Source organism: Hydrogenophaga sp. BPS33 (genome assembly GCF_009859475.1).
Lineage (GTDB): Bacteria > Pseudomonadota > Gammaproteobacteria > Burkholderiales > Burkholderiaceae_C > Hydrogenophaga.
The window spans coordinates 227658-246330 of record NZ_CP044549.1; the positions used below are offsets into that span (position 1 = coordinate 227658).

Annotated in this window: 15 protein-coding genes; 14 read left to right on the plus strand and 1 reads right to left on the minus strand. The window is 67.3% G+C overall.

All coding sequences use genetic code 11. From position 1 onward, the window contains the following. The first annotated feature begins 28 nt into the window (after positions 1–28). The 11 genes from F9K07_RS01075 to F9K07_RS01125 all read left to right on the plus strand — a co-directional run bounded on the left by F9K07_RS01075 (position 29) and on the right by F9K07_RS01125 (position 11825). Entirely contained in the window at positions 29–1201 is a 1173-nt protein-coding gene (locus tag F9K07_RS01075) for an extracellular solute-binding protein (protein WP_159588544.1), read from the plus strand. A 90-nt stretch (positions 1202–1291) separates the two neighbouring features. After that, positions 1292–2386: an ABC transporter ATP-binding protein gene (locus F9K07_RS01080; protein ID WP_159596763.1), complete on the plus strand. Its 1095-nt coding sequence runs from the start codon at positions 1292–1294 to the stop codon at positions 2384–2386. An 8-nt stretch (positions 2387–2394) separates the two neighbouring features. Further along, positions 2395–3300: an ABC transporter permease gene (locus tag F9K07_RS01085; RefSeq protein WP_159596764.1), complete on the plus strand. Its 906-nt coding sequence runs from the start codon at positions 2395–2397 to the stop codon at positions 3298–3300. Between the two features lie 13 nt (positions 3301–3313). After that, positions 3314–4150 carry an ABC transporter permease gene (locus F9K07_RS01090; RefSeq protein WP_159588546.1) on the plus strand — a complete coding sequence of 279 codons (837 nt, stop codon included), beginning with the start codon at positions 3314–3316 and terminating at the stop codon, positions 4148–4150. Between the two features lie 227 nt (positions 4151–4377). Then, positions 4378–5874, plus strand: a complete 1497-nt coding sequence (locus F9K07_RS01095; protein ID WP_159588548.1) for an aldehyde dehydrogenase — start codon at positions 4378–4380, stop codon at positions 5872–5874. A gap of 111 nt (positions 5875–5985) precedes the next feature. Next, positions 5986–7293, plus strand: a complete 1308-nt coding sequence (gene gabT, locus F9K07_RS01100) for a 4-aminobutyrate--2-oxoglutarate transaminase (protein WP_159588550.1) — start codon at positions 5986–5988, stop codon at positions 7291–7293. Between the two features lie 61 nt (positions 7294–7354). Beyond that, positions 7355–8728, plus strand: coding sequence for a type III glutamate--ammonia ligase (locus tag F9K07_RS01105; RefSeq protein WP_236581768.1), 1374 nt, complete (start codon positions 7355–7357; stop codon positions 8726–8728). A 32-nt stretch (positions 8729–8760) separates the two neighbouring features. After that, the gene (locus F9K07_RS01110; RefSeq protein ID WP_159588552.1) at positions 8761–9507 is read left to right on the plus strand and encodes a hypothetical protein; all 747 of its coding nucleotides are present in this window, start codon (positions 8761–8763) and stop codon (positions 9505–9507) included. 15 nt (positions 9508–9522) lie between these two features. Continuing rightward, positions 9523–10065 carry a DUF4256 domain-containing protein gene (locus F9K07_RS01115; protein ID WP_159588554.1) on the plus strand — a complete coding sequence of 181 codons (543 nt, stop codon included), beginning with the start codon at positions 9523–9525 and terminating at the stop codon, positions 10063–10065. Positions 10066–10212: 147 nt separating this feature from the next. Next, positions 10213–10506, plus strand: coding sequence for a helix-turn-helix domain-containing protein (locus tag F9K07_RS01120; protein ID WP_159588556.1), 294 nt, complete (start codon positions 10213–10215; stop codon positions 10504–10506). Next, positions 10503–11825, plus strand: a complete 1323-nt coding sequence (locus tag F9K07_RS01125) for a type II toxin-antitoxin system HipA family toxin (RefSeq protein ID WP_159588558.1) — start codon at positions 10503–10505, stop codon at positions 11823–11825. The genes F9K07_RS01120 and F9K07_RS01125 overlap by 4 nt, the downstream gene beginning before the upstream one ends. 62 nt (positions 11826–11887) lie before the next feature. Here F9K07_RS01125 and F9K07_RS01130 read toward each other — a convergent pair whose 3' ends face one another. Next, positions 11888–12145, minus strand: coding sequence for a YkgJ family cysteine cluster protein (locus F9K07_RS01130; RefSeq protein WP_159596766.1), 258 nt, complete (start codon positions 12143–12145; stop codon positions 11888–11890). A gap of 149 nt (positions 12146–12294) precedes the next feature. Here F9K07_RS01130 and mprF point away from each other — a divergent pair, with 149 nt between their 5' ends. From mprF to mnmG, 3 genes are all read left to right on the plus strand, one after another. After that, positions 12295–14862: a bifunctional lysylphosphatidylglycerol flippase/synthetase MprF gene (gene mprF, locus F9K07_RS01135; protein ID WP_159588560.1), complete on the plus strand. Its 2568-nt coding sequence runs from the start codon at positions 12295–12297 to the stop codon at positions 14860–14862. Further along, complete coding sequence (locus F9K07_RS01140) at positions 14859–16277, plus strand: virulence factor family protein (RefSeq protein WP_159588562.1); 1419 nt, start codon at positions 14859–14861, stop codon at positions 16275–16277. The genes mprF and F9K07_RS01140 overlap by 4 nt, the downstream gene beginning before the upstream one ends. Before the next feature lie 424 nt (positions 16278–16701). Beyond that, entirely contained in the window at positions 16702–18672 is a 1971-nt protein-coding gene (gene mnmG, locus F9K07_RS01145) for a tRNA uridine-5-carboxymethylaminomethyl(34) synthesis enzyme MnmG (RefSeq protein ID WP_159588564.1), read from the plus strand. Position 18673: the final 1 nt, after the last annotated feature.

Below are 18673 nucleotides of genomic sequence, written 5' to 3' on the forward strand. Positions count from 1 at the left end.
TTAACAACCTCCTGGAGTGAGCAACACCATGAAGAAGCATGTTCTGGTTCTCGCGATGTCGGCAGCCCTGCTGCTGGCCGCATGTGGAAAGAAAGAGGAGCCGGTGGCCGCTCCTGCCGAACCGGCACCGGTTGCGGCAGCGCCCGCAGCCCCTGCAGGCCCGGTGCTGGACGATGAGAAGGTCCTCAACGTCTACAACTGGCCCGACTACATCACCGAGAGCCTGATCGCCGACTTCGAGAAGGAGTACGGCGTGAAGGTGAACTACGACACCTTCGAGAACAACGAAGCGCTGCACGCCAAGCTGGTGGCCGGCAATTCGGGCTACGACATCGTGATCCCCACGGCCGGCTTTGCGAAGAAGCAGATCGATGGCGGCCTGTACCAGCCGATCGACAAGAGCAAGCTGAAGAACTACGCCAACCTGGACACCGACTTCATGGCCAAGATCGCCGGCGTCGACCCCGAGAACAAGCACCTGGTGCCATGGGCCTGGGGCTTCACGACCGTGGGCATCAACAAGCAGAAGGTCGAGAAGGCACTGGGCGGCATGCCGATGCCCGAGAACGCCTGGGACCTGGTGTTCAAACCCGAGTACTCGAGCAAGCTGCGTTCGTGCGGCATCGCCTACCTGGATTCGCCCAGCGAAATCCTGCCGGTGGCGTTGCACTACGTGGGCAAGCCCGCGTACAGCGAGAACCCGGAAGACTTCAAGCTCGCGGGTGAGATGCTCAAGAAGGTGCGCAAGGATGTGCGCCTGTTCTCCAGCACCATGATCGACGACATCGCCGGCGGCAAGGCCTGCGCCTTCATCGGCTGGTCGGGCGACATCAACATCGCCGCCGACCGCGTGAAGGAAACCGGTGGCAAGGACGAGATCGTGCCGCTGCTGCCCACGGGTGGTGGCCTGGTGTTCATCGACACCATGGCCATTCCGAAGGACGCCAAGCACGTGAACAACGCGCACGTGTTCATGGACTTCTACCTGCGCGCCGCCAACGCCGCGGCCATGGCCAACGAGATGAACTACCCCACCGGCAACAAGGCCGCGCTGGCCGACATCAAGGACGAGGTCAAGGGCAACAAGACCATCTTCCTGGGTCCGGAAGACACGGCGCGCCTGATTGCCACCGGCGGTTTCTCCAACGACATCTCCAGCGTGCTGAACGAGACCTACAACGCCTTCAAACGCGGCAAGTAATCCCACTCGCAAGGGCTCGAGGGCTGTTCATCCTGCGCGGTTGAACAGCCCTTTTTTGTTGATCAAGACAAAGAAGAAACGGAATTCATGATGGCTGACGCAACAGGGTTTCTGGTCACCGAAAAACTGGTCAAGCGCTTCGACGAGGCGGTGGCGGTGGACGAGGTGTCGCTCTCCATCGGCAAGGGCGAGATCTTTGCGCTGCTGGGCAGCTCGGGATGCGGCAAGTCCACGCTGCTGCGCATGCTCGCGGGCTTCGAGAAGCCGACCTCGGGGCGCATCCTGCTCGGTGGGCAGGACGTGGCCGCCATGCCGCCCTACGACCGGCCGGTCAACATGATGTTCCAGTCCTACGCGCTGTTCCCGCACCTCAACATCTGGGAGAACGTGGCCTTCGGCTTGAAGCGCGAAGGCCTGCCCAAAAGCGAGATCCAGCAACGCACCGACGAGATGCTGGGTCTGGTGCAGCTCACACCCTATGCCAAGCGCAAGCCGCACCAGCTCTCCGGCGGTCAGCAGCAGCGCGTGGCGCTGGCGCGCAGCCTGGCCAAGCGGCCCAAGCTGTTGCTGCTGGACGAACCGCTGGGCGCGCTGGACAAGAAGCTGCGCGAGCAGACGCAGTTCGAACTGGTCAACATCATTGAAAAAGTGGGCGTGACGGTGGTGATGGTCACGCACGACCAGGAAGAGGCCATGACCATGGCCAGCCGCATCGCGATCATGAGCAAAGGCCGCGTGCTGCAGGTGGGCACGCCCGAGGAAATCTACGAGCACCCCTCCAACCGCTTCGTGGCCGACTTCATCGGCAACGTCAACCTGTTCGAAGGCAAGCTCAGCGTGGACGAGGCCGACCGCTGCGCGGCCACCACCGCCATTGGCGAGATCCACGTGGGCCATGGCGTGAGCGGCACGCTCAACATGCCGGTGGCGATTGCCGTGCGGCCCGAGAAGATGGAGATCAGCAAGCGGCGACCCGACGGTGTCGGCCCGAACGTGTTCACCGGCAAGGTGAAGGAGATCGCGTACTTCGGTTCGTACAACACCTACATCGTGAAGGCGAGCGACGGCACCAAGGTGAAGATCACCGAGGCCAACACCTCGCGCCACGACCTGTCGGACATCACGTGGGAAGACGAAGTCTTCTTTTGGTGGGGCGACAGCGCCGGCATCGTATTGAGGGACTGATCATGGCCATGAACCTCCCCATTCCCGGCAAACGCTTCGTGATCGGCGTGCCCTATGTGTGGCTGCTGCTCTTCTTCTTTTTGCCCTTCCTGATCCTGCTGTACATCAGCTTCGTCGACATGGGTGGCGACATCAGCCCGTTCAAGCCGATCTGGGACCCGGTCACCGGCATCCTGAGCCTGAAGTACGAGAACTACCTGTCGATCTTCCGCACGGAAGAGGGCGCGCCGCTGTTCCGCACGCTCTACATCGACGCGTACCTGCGCTCGATCTGGTACGCCTTGTGCACGGCCATCCTGTGCCTGGTGATCGGCTATCCGTTCGCCTATTTCATTGCGCGCTCGCCGGCCAGCGTGCGCCCGGCCCTGCTGCTGATGGTGATGCTGCCGTTCTGGACCTCGTTCCTGCTGCGCGTCTACGCCTGGAAGGGCATCCTGGCCGACCAGGGCGTGCTCAACCGTTTCATGATGACGCTGGGCATCACCAGCGAACCCATTCCCATGCTGTACACCAACGTGTCGATGCTGATCGGCATGACCTACGTGTACCTGCCCTTCATGATCCTGCCGCTCTACGCCAACCTGGTGAAGATGGACTTTCGTCTGCTGGAAGCCGCGTACGACCTCGGCACCTCGCCGTTCAAGGCGTTCTGGCTGATCACCGTGCCTTTGTCCAAGGCCGGCATCATCGCCGGCTTCATGCTGGTGTTCATTCCTTGCGTCGGCGAGTTCGTGATTCCTTCGCTGCTGGGCGGGCCGGAGAACCTGATGATCGGGCGCGTGGTGTGGGACGAGATGTTCACCGCCAACGACTGGCCGCGCGCCACCGCGCTGGCGGTGGTGATGATCGCCCTGATCGTGATACCGCTGGCGGTGTATTACCACTACAGCTCGGACCCGAGCGAGAAGCGCTGAAGGAGGCGAGACCATGAAACAAGTTCTCGAAAGACATTTCGGCAAGTTCTGGCTCGTGCTGGTGTACGCCTTCCTGTACCTGCCGCTGGTGTTCATGATCGTGTTCTCGTTCAACAGCACGCGGCAGGACGCGCGCTTCACCGGCTTCTCGCTGCGCTGGTACGAGGCGCTCACGCGCGACACCAAGATCGTCGAAGGCTTCTGGCTGTCGCTGAAGGTGGCGGCCATCACCGGGCTGCTGTCGGCCGTGCTGGCGACGTTCGCGGCCTTCGTGCTGGTGCGCTACCGCCGCTTCCTGGGCCGCACCATCTTCAGCGGCATGGTCAACGCGCCGCTGGTGATGCCCGAGGTGATCATCGGCCTGTCGCTGCTGCTGCTGGCGGTGGGCGCGCAGAACTTCTTCGGCTGGCCGCAGCGCGGCATGCTCACCATCATCATGGGCCACACCTTGCTGGGCATGGCCTATGGTGTGGTGGTGATCCAGTCGCGCCTGTCCGACATGGACCGCTCGATCGAAGACGCCGCCATGGACCTGGGCGCCAAGCCGCACCAGGTGTTCTTCCTGATCACGCTGCCCAACATCTTCCAGGCCCTGCTGGCGGCTTTCCTGCTGGCGTTCACGCTCTCGTTCGACGACGTGGTGATTTCCGAATTCCTCTCGGGGCCGGGGGTCAGCACCTTGCCGCAGGTGATCTTCGGTTACGCGCGGCGCGGCATCAACCCGACCATCTACGCGGCGGCCACGCTGCTGATCGTGGCGGTGACGGTCGTGATCGTGAGTTACGCGGTTTGGGTCGCGCGCTCCACGCGCAAGCGCGAGCGCGAGATCGCGGCGGCGTTGCGCAGCTGAGGAGGTGCTCGGCAGGCGCTTGTGACACCTGGCGCGATCGCGGACCCAGGCCACCTTCGGGTGGCCTTTTTTCGGGTAGCAGCCGCTGGATCGCGGCGCCTCAGGGAAATTGGATACGCGAGATCCCGGGAATCGGGCGTAGCATGGGGCCACGCACGCATCTTCTCCGGTCGGACTGAGTTCCTCGAGTGGCTCAGGCGGGCGGGGCCCACTTCTCCTACGCCACCATGAGCACCTCTTCGCCCCAGGCAACCTCCCTCTCTTTCGACGGCCGTGCCTTCATCAACGGCGAGCGCATCGCCGCGCGCGACGGCCAGACCTTTGATTGCATTTCCCCCGTCGACGGCCGTCTGCTCACCGCCGTGGCGCGCTGCGGCGAGGCCGACATCGATGCTGCCGTGGCCGCTGCACGCGCCGCGTTTGAGGACCGCCGCTGGAGCGGCATGGCACCCGCCAAGCGCAAGCGCGTGATGATCCAGTTCGCCGAGCAGCTCATCGCCCATGCCGACGAACTGGCGTTGACCGAAACGCTGGACATGGGCAAGCCGGTGCAGTACGCGCGCAGCGTGGACGTGAACAGCGCGGCCAACTGCCTGCGCTGGTACGGCGAAGCGGTGGACAAGGTGTACGACGAGATCGCGCCCACGCCGGACACGGCGCTGGCCCTGATCACGCGCGAGCCGGTGGGTGTGGTCGGTGTGATCGTGCCTTGGAACTACCCCATGATCATGGCGGCCTGGAAGATCGCGCCGGCGTTGGCGGCCGGCAATTCGGTGGTGTTGAAGCCGAGCGAAAAGAGCCCGTTGACCGCATTGCGCCTGGCCGAGCTGGCCCTGGCCGCCGGCATTCCGCCCGGTGTGTTCAACGTGGTGCCGGGCTTTGGCGCTGAGGTCGGCAGCCCGCTCGCGCTGCACATGGATGTGGACTGCATCGCCTTTACCGGCAGCACGCGCGTGGGCAAGCAGATCCACGTGATGGCCGGGCAAAGCAACCTGAAGCGCGCGTGGACCGAACTCGGCGGCAAGTCGCCCAACATCGTGTTCGCGGATTGCCCGGACCTGGACCGGGCGGTGGAGGCGGCGGTGGGCAGCATCTTCTTCAACCAGGGCGAGAGCTGCAATGCGCCCTCGCGGCTGTTCGTCGAGGCGTCCATCAAGGAGGCGTTTCTGGAGAAGGCCTTGAAGCTGGTGCCTCAGTACCAGCCAGGCAACCCGCTGGACAAGCGCACGGTGATGGGGGCGATCGTCGACCGCACCCAGCTCGACACCGTGCTGCGCTACATCGACAGCGGCCAGCAGGAAGGGGCGACGCTGCTCGCGGGTGGGGCGGCCGTGGAGCCGGTGAAGGGTGGGCTTTATGTGCAACCCACCATCTTCGATGGCGTGAAGAACACCATGACGATCGCGCGCGAGGAGATTTTTGGCCCTGTGTTGTCGGTGCTGTCGTTCACCGACGCGGCCGACGTGGTGCGGCAGGCCAACAGCAACATCTACGGCCTGCAGGCCGCGGTGTGGACGCGCGACATCAACAAGGCGCACGGCGTGGCGCGGGCCTTGCGCGCGGGCACCGTGCACGTGAACCAGTACGACGAGGACGACATCACGGTGCCGTTCGGGGGCTTCAAGCAGAGCGGCGTGGGGCGGGACAAATCGCTGCACGCGTTCGACAAGTACACCGAGACGAAGACCACCTGGATACGCATTGACTCCCCCCTGCACCGCTGACGCGGTTTCCCCCAGAGGGGGACGGCTCTGGCGGCCCGGCAGAGCCGGTTCCGCGGAGCCACTGGAACAGACACTTCGCGCCGCCATGCGCACATTTGAAGGAGATCTGGCATGAACGCACCGCAGACATCCGAGAGCCTGCACGCGCCGCACACCAACGCGGCCTGGCACGCGCGCCGCCTGGCGGCCACGCCGCGCGGTGTCGGGGTGTTCGGCGACTTCTTCATCGAGCGGGCGAAGAACGCCGAGTTGTGGGACATCGAGGGACGGCGCTTCATCGACTTTGCGGGCGGCATCGCGGTGCTCAACACCGGCCATGTGCACCCGAAGGTGCAGGCCGCGATCGCGGCGCAGCTGCAGCGTTTCACGCACAGTTGTTACCAGGTGGTGCCTTACACCGAGTACGTGGCGCTGGCCGAGCGCATCAACGCGATCGTGCCGATCGAGGGGCCGATGAAGACCGCGTTCTTCTCCACCGGCGCGGAGGCGATCGAGAACGCGGTGAAGATCGCGCGCTCGGCCACCGGGCGCTCGGGGATCATCGCCTTCGGCGGCGCGTTCCACGGGCGCAGCCTGTTCTCGGTGGCGCTCACCGGCAAGGTGCAGCCGTACAAGGCGGGCTTCGGCCCGTTCCCACCCGAGATCTACCACGTGCCGTTTCCCGCGGATGGCACCGCGCTGGCCGAGGCGCAACACGCGATGGCGCAGCTGTTCAAGTGCGACATCGAAGCTTCGCGCGTGGCGGCCATCGTGTTCGAGCCGGTGCAGGGCGAGGGCGGTTTCAACGTGATCCAGAAGGAGGCCGTGCAATGGCTGCGCGCGCTGTGCGACGAGCACGGCATTCTGCTGGTGGCCGACGAAGTGCAGACAGGCTTTGCGCGCACCGGAAGGATGTTCGCGATGGAGCATTTCGGCGTGCAGCCCGACCTCATGACGCTGGCGAAAAGCATGGCGGGCGGTACCACGCTGTCGGCCGTGTGCGGCCGGGCGGCTGTCATGGACGGCCCGGCGCCCGGCGGACTGGGTGGCACCTACGCGGGCAACCCGCTGGCGGTTGCGGCGGCGCACGCGGTGCTCGATGTGATGGCCGAGGAGCAGCTGCCGGCGCGTGCGCAGAAACTCGGAGACCAGCTCATGGCCCACCTGCTCACGACGCGCGCGCAGCACAAGCGCATGGGCGATGTGCGCGGCCTGGGGGCGATGGTGGCCTGCGAGTTTGTGGACGCCGCCACCGGTGCGCCCGACGCCGAGACCACGAAGCAGGTGCAGATGGCCGCTCTGAAACGCGGACTGTTGCTGCTGACCTGCGGTGTGTACGGCAACGTGATCCGCTTCCTGTTCCCGCTCACCATCGAAGACTGCGTGTTCGCCGAAGGCCTGGCCGCGTTCGACGCGGCGCTGGCCGAGGTGCTCGCTTGAGTGCCGCCCGGCCGCTCCGAAGGCGCTCAGCCCCACAGCGCGCAGCACGGAGGGCAGTCCATTGAGTACGGCGCCCGCCCATGCCGCTGCACCGCCGGCCGAGGGCTGGCTGGCCGCTCGCGTGGATGCCTTGCGCGCGCAAGGCATCCACTCGGTGCTGGCCACGTTCACCGACCTGCTCGGCGCGCCCAAGGGCAAGCTGGTGCCGCTGGACCGCCTGGCCCATGCCATGGACGTGGGCGCGGGTTTCTCGGGCCCGAGCATCGCCGGCACGGGCCTGCCGCGCATGGGCGCGCGCAGCGAGTACATGGGCCGCGTGCGGCCGCAGAGCCTGCAAGCCCTGCCTTTCATGCCGGGCGTGGCGCACGCGGTGTGTGACGGTTTCGCCGGGGGCGAGCCCTTGGACACCTGTTCGCGCCAGGTGCTGCTGCGCCAGGTCGCGCGGCTCCAGCAGGAACGGGGCTGGACCTTGTGGGTTGACATCGAGCCCGAGTTCTTTCTGCTGCAACGCGACGCGCAGGGCCAGTGGGGCGTGGCCGATGGCGATGACCGCCTGGCCAAACCCTCTTACGACCTGCAGGCGTTGGGCCGCAATCTGGGCTTTCTGGAGGCCATGCGCCAGACGCTGGTCGCGCTGGGTTTTGCGCTGGAGCAGATCGACCACGAAGACGCGCGCGGCCAGTACGAGATCAACTACCGGCACGACCACGCCCTGGCCGCGGCCGACCGCTACCAGCTCTTCAAACTGGCCGCGCAGGCGGTGGCGCAGCAGCATGGCATGGTGTTCTCGACCATGCCCAAACCGCTGGCGCAGGCACCGGGCAGCGGCCTGCATTTCCACCTGAGCCTGACCGACGCGCACGGCCACGCGGTGATGGCGGATCCGGCCGGTGCGTTGGGCCTGAGCGAAACCGGCCACCGCTTCGCCGCCGGCCTGCTGCACCACGCCGACGCCCTGGCCGCGCTCTGCGCGCCGACGGTGAACAGCTACAAGCGCCTGGCCGCGAGCCGCAGCGCCTCGGGCACCACGTGGTCGCCGGTGTGGAAGGCCGTGGGCGAGAACAACCGCACTTGCCTGGTGCGCAGCGTGGCCGGGCGCATCGAGTGGCGTTTGCCCGACCCGTCGTGCAACGTGTACGCGGCGATCGCCGCCACGCTGGCGGCGGGTGTGTCGGGCATCGACCAGTCCTTGCCGCCCGTGGCACCTTGCGCGCAGGACCTGTACGAAGCCCATGCGCGCGGCGCCGAGATGCCCGCGCGCCTGCCGCGCGATCTGTGGGCCGCGCTGGAGGCCCTGTCGCAAGACGGCGCCTTGCGCGAGGCCGTGGGGTTGGCGTTCTGCGAGCAGTTCCTGCAGCTCAAGCGCGACGAATGGGTGGCGTGGAGCCAGCAGGTGAGCGACTGGGAGTTGCAGCGTTACGCCGACGCCGGGTGAGCACGTGCCCGGTTTCGGGATAATTCCGCACCTTGAGCACCTCCCTCCCACCCTCGACGTCGCCCAGGACCTGGACCAAGTCCGCCGACCGGCCGCTGCGCAGCCGGTCGCATTCGCTGGGCATCTGGATCTTTGCCCATGTGCTGGGCGTGCCGGTGCCCTGGCGCGCGGTGCGCCAGACGGACGCCCGGGCCTTGCTGGCGTTTGAACACGGGCGCCTGCAGGCCCTGGCCGCGGCGGGTGAGCATGTGCCACCGGTGCTGGCGTTCGACGGCTTCTCGCTCACCACGGGTGACATCGGCGAGACCGTGGACTACCAGCTGTACTGCATGCCCGAGGGCGAGCGCCTGCCGCTGATGTGCGCGGCCAGCGCCGACCTCGCGGCGTTCCACGCGCGCGGCCAGTGGCACGGCGGCGCGCAGCTTCGCAACACCACCTGGGACGGACAGCGTTTCGCGCGCCTGGACTTCGAGGAGCAGCTGCGCCCGGGCATGGCGCTGAGCACGGTGCAGGTCTACGATGTGCTGCAGATGCTGTTTTCACTGGCGCGTTTTCTGCAGCCGCTGGGGCCGAGCGCGGTGCTGGCGGTGCTGCAGGCGTACGATGCGGCAGGGCCGGGCGGCCCGGCGTTGCGCGGCTTCATCGCGCATCTGCTGCCGCGCCTGCAACGTGTGGCGCGCGTGGCGGCGTGGTCGAAGCGGCTGGACCGCTCGCGCGAGGTGATGCGCCTGCGCACCGTGCTGGAGGGCATGGCCGCGTTCGTCGCACAAAGAGCTTGAACCCAAGGAGAGCCCATGAAGGCAAAGGACCGTGACGCGCTGCTCGAGACCCTGAAGACCCGCTTCGAGAAGCACATGCCGAGGCACAAGGGCGTGGCCTGGGCCGATGTGCAGGCACGGCTGCAAGCGCAGCCCAAGGCCTTGGCGTCCTTGCAGGCGATGGAGGACTCGGGCGGTGAGCCCGATGTGATCGCGCGCGACCCGTCGGGTTCGTTGACCTTCTGCGACTGCTCGGCCGAGAGCCCGGCGGGCCGGCGCAGCACCTGCTACGACCAGGCCGCGCGCGATGCGCGCAAGGAGCACAAACCCCAAAGCAGCGCGCAGGAGATGGCCAGCGAGATGGGCATCGCGCTGCTGACCGAAGCGCAATACCGCGCGCTGCAGACCCTGGGCGAGTTCGACCGCAAGACGTCGAGCTGGATCGAGACGCCGCCCGAGATGCGGGCACTGGGCGGGGCGCTGTTCTGCGACCGGCGCTATGGCCAGGTGTTCACGTACCACAACGGGGTGGAGTCGTACTACGCGGCGCGCGGGTTCCGGGGAGCGCTGCTGGTCTGACGGCTGCCGGACAGATCGTGCAGCCCCATGGGGATGGTGTAGAAGGATTTTATTGATGCTGTATTTGCTATAAGCTCACGGTGCAGTTTTAGAAGCTGTGAGTGTAAGATCGCCAAATTGGTGTATTAAATATAGCAAATACAGCATATGAAAAACCTGCCCGACGTGGGCCTCGCGCTGGCGCAATTGCGCAAGCAGCGTGGCCTGACCCAGACGGAGTTGGCCCGCTTGAGCGGCATGGGCCAGTCCACCTTGGCGCGTTTCGAGAAGGGCGGTGTTGCCGAGTTCGGTTCGCGCAAGCTGCTGCGTCTGCTGGAGGTGCTCGGCCATGAATTGAGCTTCACCCCGATGGAGCGCAGCAGCTTCACGCTCGACGACGCGCTCGCACAGCGCCAGCGCAGCTTTTCCGGCGACGGCAACGGCGACGCAGTGGGTTCATGAAGCTGCACGTCTTCGTTCACAACAAGCCGGTGGCGACCCTGGAGTCCACCGATGGCTTCCGCCATGTCATGGCCTACCACCCGGATGCCGAGTCCGCGCAGTTCGTGTCGCTGCTGATGCCGGTGCGCACCGAGTCCTACGCGTACCCGGACCTGCACCCCATCTTCCGCATGAACCTGCCGGAAGGTTTTCTGCTGTCCATTCTTCAGGAGCAATTGGGGCCTCAGGTGGGCGCATCGCCGCTCAACCTGCTCTCGGTGATCGGGCGCAATGCCATCGGGCGCGTGAAGGTCGCGGCACCGGGCGCAGACCCGACCCAACCGCCCGTGCCCTTCGAACTTGCGGACATCCTGCGGGGCGACAACGCCGAGGCAGCGTTTGTCGATCTGGTGCGCCGCTACGCGGCTTCGGGCGTGTCGGGGGTGGTTCCCAAGTTCCTCTCGCCCCACACCTTGTCGGCGCACGGCAAGGGGACGCTGGCCACCGACCGCTACATCATCAAGGGTGCCACCGCCCGGCTGCCGGGCGTGGCGCTCAACGAGCACCTCTGCATGGAGGTGTCGCGCCAGGCGGGCATCGCCACCGCGATGACCGAGGTCTCCGACGACGGCCAGGCGCTGGTGGTGCACCGCTTCGACTTCGAGGAGGATGGCGTCACGCGCAAGGGCATGGAAGATCTGTGCAGCCTGCTGTCTCTGCGGCCGGAGGAGAAGTACCAGTCGACCTGGGAGCGCGTGGTCGGACGCATCAAGGACGTGGTGACGCTCCCGGCGCAGCAGAACGCGGCGTTGTCGCAACTGGCGGATCTGCTGCTGCTCACCTACGCGTTGCGCAACGCGGATTGCCACACCAAGAACATCGCGCTGCTCTACACCTCGCGCGAGCACATCGCCTTGGCGCCGGTCTACGACATGTTGACCATCACGGTCTACGACGACTACGCCAGGAACCCGCCGGGCATGCCGGTCGAAGGACGCAGCACCTGGACGCCGGGCAAGGTGCTGGAGCGGTTCCTGCAAACGCGCTGCGGCGTGATGCCGGCTCAGACCCGCGAGCGCGTGGAGCGCATCTGCGAAGCCATCGTCCAGGTGACGCCCCGCGTGGTCGAGGCGGCCGGGCGCTACCCCGGTTTTCACGAGACCGGCAAGCGGATGCTGCATGCCTGGAACGCCGGCATGAACAGCCTGCGCCTGCAGAAGACCTGGAGCCTGCCGTCGCTGGATGGCGCCATCGAGCAGGCGCGTTTCTCGGACGTGAAACCGGCGGTGCCGACGCCCCGCGAGAAGATCGGACGCTCGCCGCTGCTGGGAAAACGTTAGTCCGGTGAGACTTCACAACTAGTGGGCCGTAACGGCCCACTAGAGCCGCTGCATCACCCTTTTCAGCCGGGCCGCGTGGCCTGCTCCAGCCGGGCGAGCCACTGCATCGCCTGTTCACGGTGGCTGCCGCACATCTCGGGCGACGGTGCGAGCGAGCTGCAAACGGCGGGCCGCTCGGGCAAGCCGAACAGGCGGCAGCGCAACGCCGCGTCCAGATGCGGGCAAGGCATGCCGGCGGGCTTGCCTTGGGGCAGGCCGGGCATCGGGGTGCTGATAGAAGGGGCGGTGCAGCAGGCCGCGCAGGCGGGTCGGCAGGCCATGGAGGAAACGGGCGGCATCGGTCGATTGTCCGATGGCGCAACGGTATGCAGGGACACCGCCCGTGCGCGGCCGCCCGCGTACACTGTTTTTTCGCTGGCGCCCACCCGGGCGCAGAGCCCTTCGGAGGACCCGTCCCATCGCCACGCCCATGACCGTCACCGCGACCCCCGAGAGATGGGTGTCCAAGCTGGGCCAATGGCGCCTGTGGGTGTACGCCGCCCTGGCGGTGCTGATGGGCGCGCTGCTGCTGCAGGCCGGCCACAAGCTCATGACGGAGCTGAGCTACGGCGCGATCGTGGACGCGGTGCGGGCCACGCCCGCGACGGCTCTGCTGCTCTCGGCGCTGGCGACCGCTGCGAGCTACTACGCCCTCACGTTTTACGACCGCACTGCCCTGGCGTATGCCGGTGCGCGGTTGCCACAGCGCGTGGTGGCCAAGACCGCGTTCATCGCCTACGCGCTGTCCAACACCATCGGCCTGGGTGTCCTCACCGGCGGAGCGGTGCGCATGCGCCTGTATGGCGCGGCGGGGCTGGAGGCGGGTCTGGTGTCGCGCGCCATCGTGTTCAACGCGGCGGGCTTTGGCATCGGTGTGGTGGTGGTGGGCGCGGCCGCGCTGGTGTGGGGTGCGGGCACGGTGCAGACCGTGTTCGGCACGCCGCCGGGCCTGTTGCGCGCCATGGCGGTGGTGGTGCTGTTGGCGGCGGGGGCGTTCATCGGCTTTTGCCGGCGCGGTGGCGAAATGGTCTTGCGCGGCGTGGTGCTGCGCCTGCCGAGCGCGTCGCTGGCGTTGCAGCAGTTGTGGATCTCGGCGATCGACGTGGTGGCCGCCGCCGCGGCGTTGTGGTGCCTGTTGCCCGCCGGCGCCATCGCATTTCCCGCGTTCGTGGGCTTCTTCGCGCTGGCCATCGCGCTGGGCGTGATCAGCCACGTGCCCGGTGGCCTGGGCGTGTTCGAGGCCGTGATGCTGCTCGCGCTCGGCGGCCACGTGCCGGCCGAGCAGCTGGCAGGGGCGCTGGTGGTGTTCCGGGTGGTCTATTACCTGTTGCCGCTGGCACTGGCGGTCACGCTGCTGGCGGGCGCGGAATGGCAGCGCGGCGCGGCCACGCCGGTGGTGAAGGCGGCGGCGGGTCTGTCGCCGCTGCTGCTCTCGGCCTATACCTGGGTGGTGGGAGTGGTGTTGCTGGTGTCGGGCGTGACGCCCGCCACCGAGGAGGCCACCGACTGGCTCGCGCGCACACTGGCGTTGCCGGTGGTGGAAGCGGCGCATTTCCTGGGCAGCATCGCGGGGCTGGCCTTGCTGTTCGTGGCGCGGGGCATGTTCCTGCGGCTGGACGCGTCGTGGTGGGCCGGCCTGGCGCTGGCCTTGTTCAGCCTGTTGTTGTGCCTGCCCAAGGGCATTGCGCTGTCCGAGGGCGTGTTGCTGCTGGTGCTGGCGGGGGCGCTTGCCGTGTCGCGCAAGCAGTTCAACCGCCGCGCCGCGCTGTTCTCGCAGGCGTTCACCTGGGGCTGGCTGGCCGCGGTGGGGGCCGTGGTGGCAGCGATCACGGCGCTGCTGTTCTTCGTGTACCGCGATGTGGCCTACGCGAACCAGGTCTGGTGGCAGTTCGAGTTCGACGGCTACGCGCCGCGTTCGCTGCGCGCGCTGGTCGCTGTGTGCCTGATCACCCTGGTGGTGGCCTTGAGCCGCCTGTGGCGGCGGCCGCAGGCGGTGATGGTCAAGCCCGACGGCGGCGCGCTGGAGCAGGCCGCACGCATCGTGCGCGCCCAGCCTTCGGCGGGCGCCGGACTGGTGATGATGGGCGACAAGAGCCTGATGGTGTCGGACTCGCAGCGCGCCTTCATCATGTTCGGTCGGCGAGGGCGCTCGTGGGTGGCGCTGTACGACCCGGTCGGCCCGGTGGGGGAGTGGACCGAGTTGGTGTGGCGCTTCGTCGAGCTGGCGCGCGAGTCGGGCGGCCGCGCCGCGTTCTACCAGGTGCGCCCCGAGGGATTGCCGGTGTACCTTGACGCCGGCCTGCGCGTGCACAAGCTGGGCGAATGCGCGCTGGTGGACCTGCCCAGTTTCAGCCTGCAAGGCAAGCAGCGCGCGAACCTGCGCCATGGCGTGGCGCGCGCGCAGCGCGAGGGCCTGAGCTTCGAGGTGCTCGCGCCCGACGCGGTGGCGGGGGTGTACGACGAGCTGCGGGCGATTTCGGACGCCTGGCTGGCCGACCACCAGACGGCGGAGAAAGCATTTTCGCTGGGCGCGTTTCGCCGCGACTACGTGCTGCGCCAGCCGGTGGCGGTGGTGCGGCAAGGCGAGCGCATGGTGGCCTTTGCCACGCTGCTGCGCACCGATCTGGCGGTGGAGGCCAGCGTGGACCTGATGCGCCAGTTGCCCGACGCGCCGCGCAGTGCGATGGATTTTCTGTTCGCGCAGGTCATCCTGCATTTCAAGGCCGAAGGCCTGCAGCGCTTCAACCTGGGCATGGTGCCGCTCTCGGGCATGGCGCAGCACCCGCTGGCCCCGAACTGGCATCGGCTGGGACGCCTGCTGTTCAACCACGGCGAGAACTTCTACAACTTCCAGGGCCTGCGCGCGTTCAAGGAGAAGTTCGACCCGGTGTGGGAACCGCGCTACCTCGCGTCGCCCGGTGGCTTCGCGCCGTTCTTCATCCTGGCCGACGTGGCCGCGCTGATCGCGGGCGGCCTGCGCAAGGTGATGGGCAAATGAAGGTGTGGCGGGCCTGCCTGGTTCTGGTGGCGCTGTCCTTCGCACCGGGCGTGGCGCTCGCACAAAAGCCCATGCCGCCGGTTCAGACGCTATCGCACGGCAACTTCCATCATCTGTCTCTCTATCGTCCCGAAAGTGGGGCAACTTCGTTCGTGTTGTTCCTCTCGGGCGACGGTGGCTGGACGCCGGCTCTGGGCGCCCAGGCGCGGGCGCTGGCCGCGCGAGGCGCGCTCGTGGCGGGCATCCACACGCCGCGCCTGCTGGCGGCCCTGCACAAGAACGGTGGCGACTGCCTGTTGCCCGACGGCGACCTGGAGAACCTGTCGCATTTCCTCCAGGGCTACGCGCGCCTGCCGGCCTATTTCCCGCCGCTGCTGGTGGGCGAGGGCACGGGTGGCACCTTGGCCTACGCGATGCTGGCCCAGGCGCCGCCAGACACGTTCGCAGGCGCGGTCTCGATGGACTTCTGCCCGACGGTGGCGCTGAAGCGGCCGCTGTGCAAGGGGGAGGGCGTGAACTTCAAGCGGCAAACGGTCCCGCGCGGCATCACCCTGTTGCCGACCTCCTCTTTGAGCGCGCCCTGGACCGTGCTGCAAGCGGACACCGACAAGGCCTGCGAGCCGGCGGTGGTGCGGGACTACGTCGCCCAGGTGCGTGGCGCCAGCCTGGTGAGGGTGGCCGGTGCGCAGACCACGCCCGCGCTGCTGGCGGCGCAGCACAGCCTGGGCAGAGCGGGCGCCGTGGCCGCGCCGGTGCCGCCGGCCGTGGGGGAGGGCTACGTCGCCGATTTGCCCTTGGTGCCCGTGCCGGCGCTCGCGACTGCGGGCACCGCCGACACCTTTGCCGTTTTGCTCTCGGGCGACGGCGGCTGGGCCGGCATCGACAAGGCACTGGCCGAGCGGCTGTCGGCGGCGGGCGTGCCGGTGGTGGGTTGGGATTCGTTGCGCTACTTCTGGTCGGCGCGCACGCCCGAGGGCCTGGCGAAAGACCTGGACCGGGTGCTGCGCAGTTACGCCGCGCAATGGAAGAAGAGCCGAGCCCTGCTGATCGGCTATTCCCAGGGCGCGGACGTGCTGCCCTTCGCGGTGCCGCGCCTGTCCGAGGCCTCGCGCGCGCTGGTGGCGCACACGGTGCTGCTCGGGCCCGGGGAGAAGGCTTCGTTCGAGTTCCGATTGACCAACTGGGTGCAGCGCGACCGCGGTGGCCTGCCGCTCAAACCGGCGCTGCAAAAGCTCAAGGCGGCGCAGACCCTGTGCTTCTACGGGACCGACGACCGCGACACCATCTGCCCGCGCACGCCCACCGATCAGGTGACGCGCGCGCCGCTGCCGGGCGACCACCATTTCAACGGCGAATACCAGAAGCTGGCGGACGAGATTTTGCGGAGAGTGGGGTACACCCCCCTGCGCCGCTGACGCGGCTTCCCCCCTCTGTTGCGCGCCTTCGGCGCTTCGGGGGGGGCAACACCTTGGGCCGGCGGAGCTGCCCCTTGGTGTTTCTGGATGAAGACACGTCGCGCCTGCGTGCCTTCTGTCTTGCTCCCTCTCCCCTCTGGGGAGAGGGCTGGGGTAAGGGGCACGCGTGAAGCAGCCCTGCGCCGCTGTGGGTCTTGACCTGTTGCGCGCCATCGGCGCTTGGAAGGGGCGGTTGAGGTGCTGTTCAAATGGCTCGTCCACTGTGCGGCGCCTGACTTGCGACAGGGTCCTTGCTTGCGGTGTGCGCACTTCCCTGCCGGCGGGGCGGCGATTGCCCGCAGGCAGGGCCATGCAGGCTCAACGGTGGGACAATCGCGGGTTCCTCGCCCGCTGCGGGGCGCGGACTTTTCAAGCGATCACCACCATGTTGTACCCACAGGAATTCGATGTCATCGTCGTCGGCGGCGGGCACGCCGGCACCGAAGCCGCGCTGGCCGCCGCGCGCATGGGCTGCGCCACGCTGCTGCTCACGCACAACATCGAGACCCTGGGGCAGATGAGCTGCAACCCATCGATCGGCGGCATCGGCAAGGGCCACCTGGTGAAAGAGGTCGATGCCCTGGGTGGTGCCATGGCCCTGGCCACGGACGAAGGGGGCATCCAGTTCCGCATCCTCAACAGCTCCAAGGGCCCGGCCGTGCGCGCCACGCGCGCCCAGGCCGACCGCGTGCTCTACAAGGCCGCCATCCGCCGCACGCTGGAAAACCAGCCCAATCTCTGGTTGTTCCAGCAAGCCGTGGACGATCTGATGGTCGAGGGCGACCGCGTGGTGGGTGCGGTGACGCAGGTGGGCATTCGCTTCCGGGGCCGTACCGTGGTGCTCACCGCCGGCACCTTCCTCGACGGCAAGATCCACGTCGGCCTGAACAACTACGCCGCCGGCCGCGCGGGCGATCCGCCGGCGGTCTCGCTCTCGGCCCGTCTGAAAGAGCTGCAGCTGCCCCAGGGGCGACTGAAAACCGGCACCCCGCCGCGCCTGGACGGCCGCAGCATCGACTACTCGAAGTGCACCGAACAACCGGGCGATGGAGTGCCCGGCGGCATGAACGCCGGCCGCCCCGTGCCCGTGTTCAGCTTCATGGGCAACACGGCCATGCATCCGCGCCAGGTGCCCTGCTGGATCACGCACACCAACCAGCGCACGCACGACATCATCCGCAGCGGCTTCGACCGCAGCCCCATGTTCACCGGCAAGATCGAGGGCGTGGGCCCGCGCTATTGCCCGAGCGTGGAAGACAAGATCAACCGCTTCGCCGACAAGGACAGCCACCAGATCTTCCTGGAACCCGAGGGCCTGACCACGCACGAGGTCTATCCCAACGGCATCTCCACCAGCCTGCCCTTCGACATCCAGTACGCCCTGGTGCGCAGCATGCCGGGGCTGGAGAACGCCCACATCCTGCGTCCGGGCTACGCCATCGAATACGACTACTTCGATCCGCGCTCGCTCAAGAGCAGTTTCGAAACCCGGCAAATCAACGGCTTGTTCTTTGCGGGCCAGATCAACGGCACGACCGGTTATGAAGAGGCGGCGGCGCAAGGCCTGTTCGCCGGCATCAATGCGGCGCTGCAATGCCGCGGCGAAGGCGCGTGGCTCCCGCGGCGCGACGAGGCGTATCTCGGCGTGCTGGTCGACGACCTGGTCACCCAGGGCGTGACCGAGCCCTACCGCATGTTCACCAGCCGCGCCGAGTTCCGTTTGCAGCTGCGCGAAGACAACGCCGACATGCGCCTGACCGAAACCGGCCGGCGCCTGGGCTTGGTGGGCGACGCGCAGTGGGACGCGTTCAGCCGCAAACGCGATGCGGTTTCACGTGAAACAGAGCGCCTGAAAAACACCTGGGTGAACCCCCGCAGCTTGCCGGCGGCAGAGAGCGAGCGCGTGCTGGGCAAGGCCATCGAGCACGAACACAATCTGTTCGATCTGCTGCGCCGGCCGGCCGTGCCATACGCGGCCTTGGTGGGCATGGACGCTGGGAAGTACGCGGCACCCGAGGTTTCACGTGAAACACTCGGCGACTTGCTGGAACCGGTGGTGGAGCAATTGGAGATCGCCGCCAAGTACTCGGGCTACATCGACCGCCAGAAGAACGAGGTGGAGCGCGCTGCCCACTACGAGAGCCTGAGGCTGCCGGTGGATCTGGACTACTTGCAGGTGACGGCGCTTTCTTTCGAGGCGCGGCAGAAGCTGGACAAGCACCGCCCCGAGACCCTGGGCCAGGCATCCCGTATTTCGGGCATCACACCGGCCAGCATCTCCCTTCTGCTGATCCACTTGAAGAAGGGCGGCTTCAAGGGATTTGCCACGCTGCCTTCGGTTGAGCTCAGCGCATGAG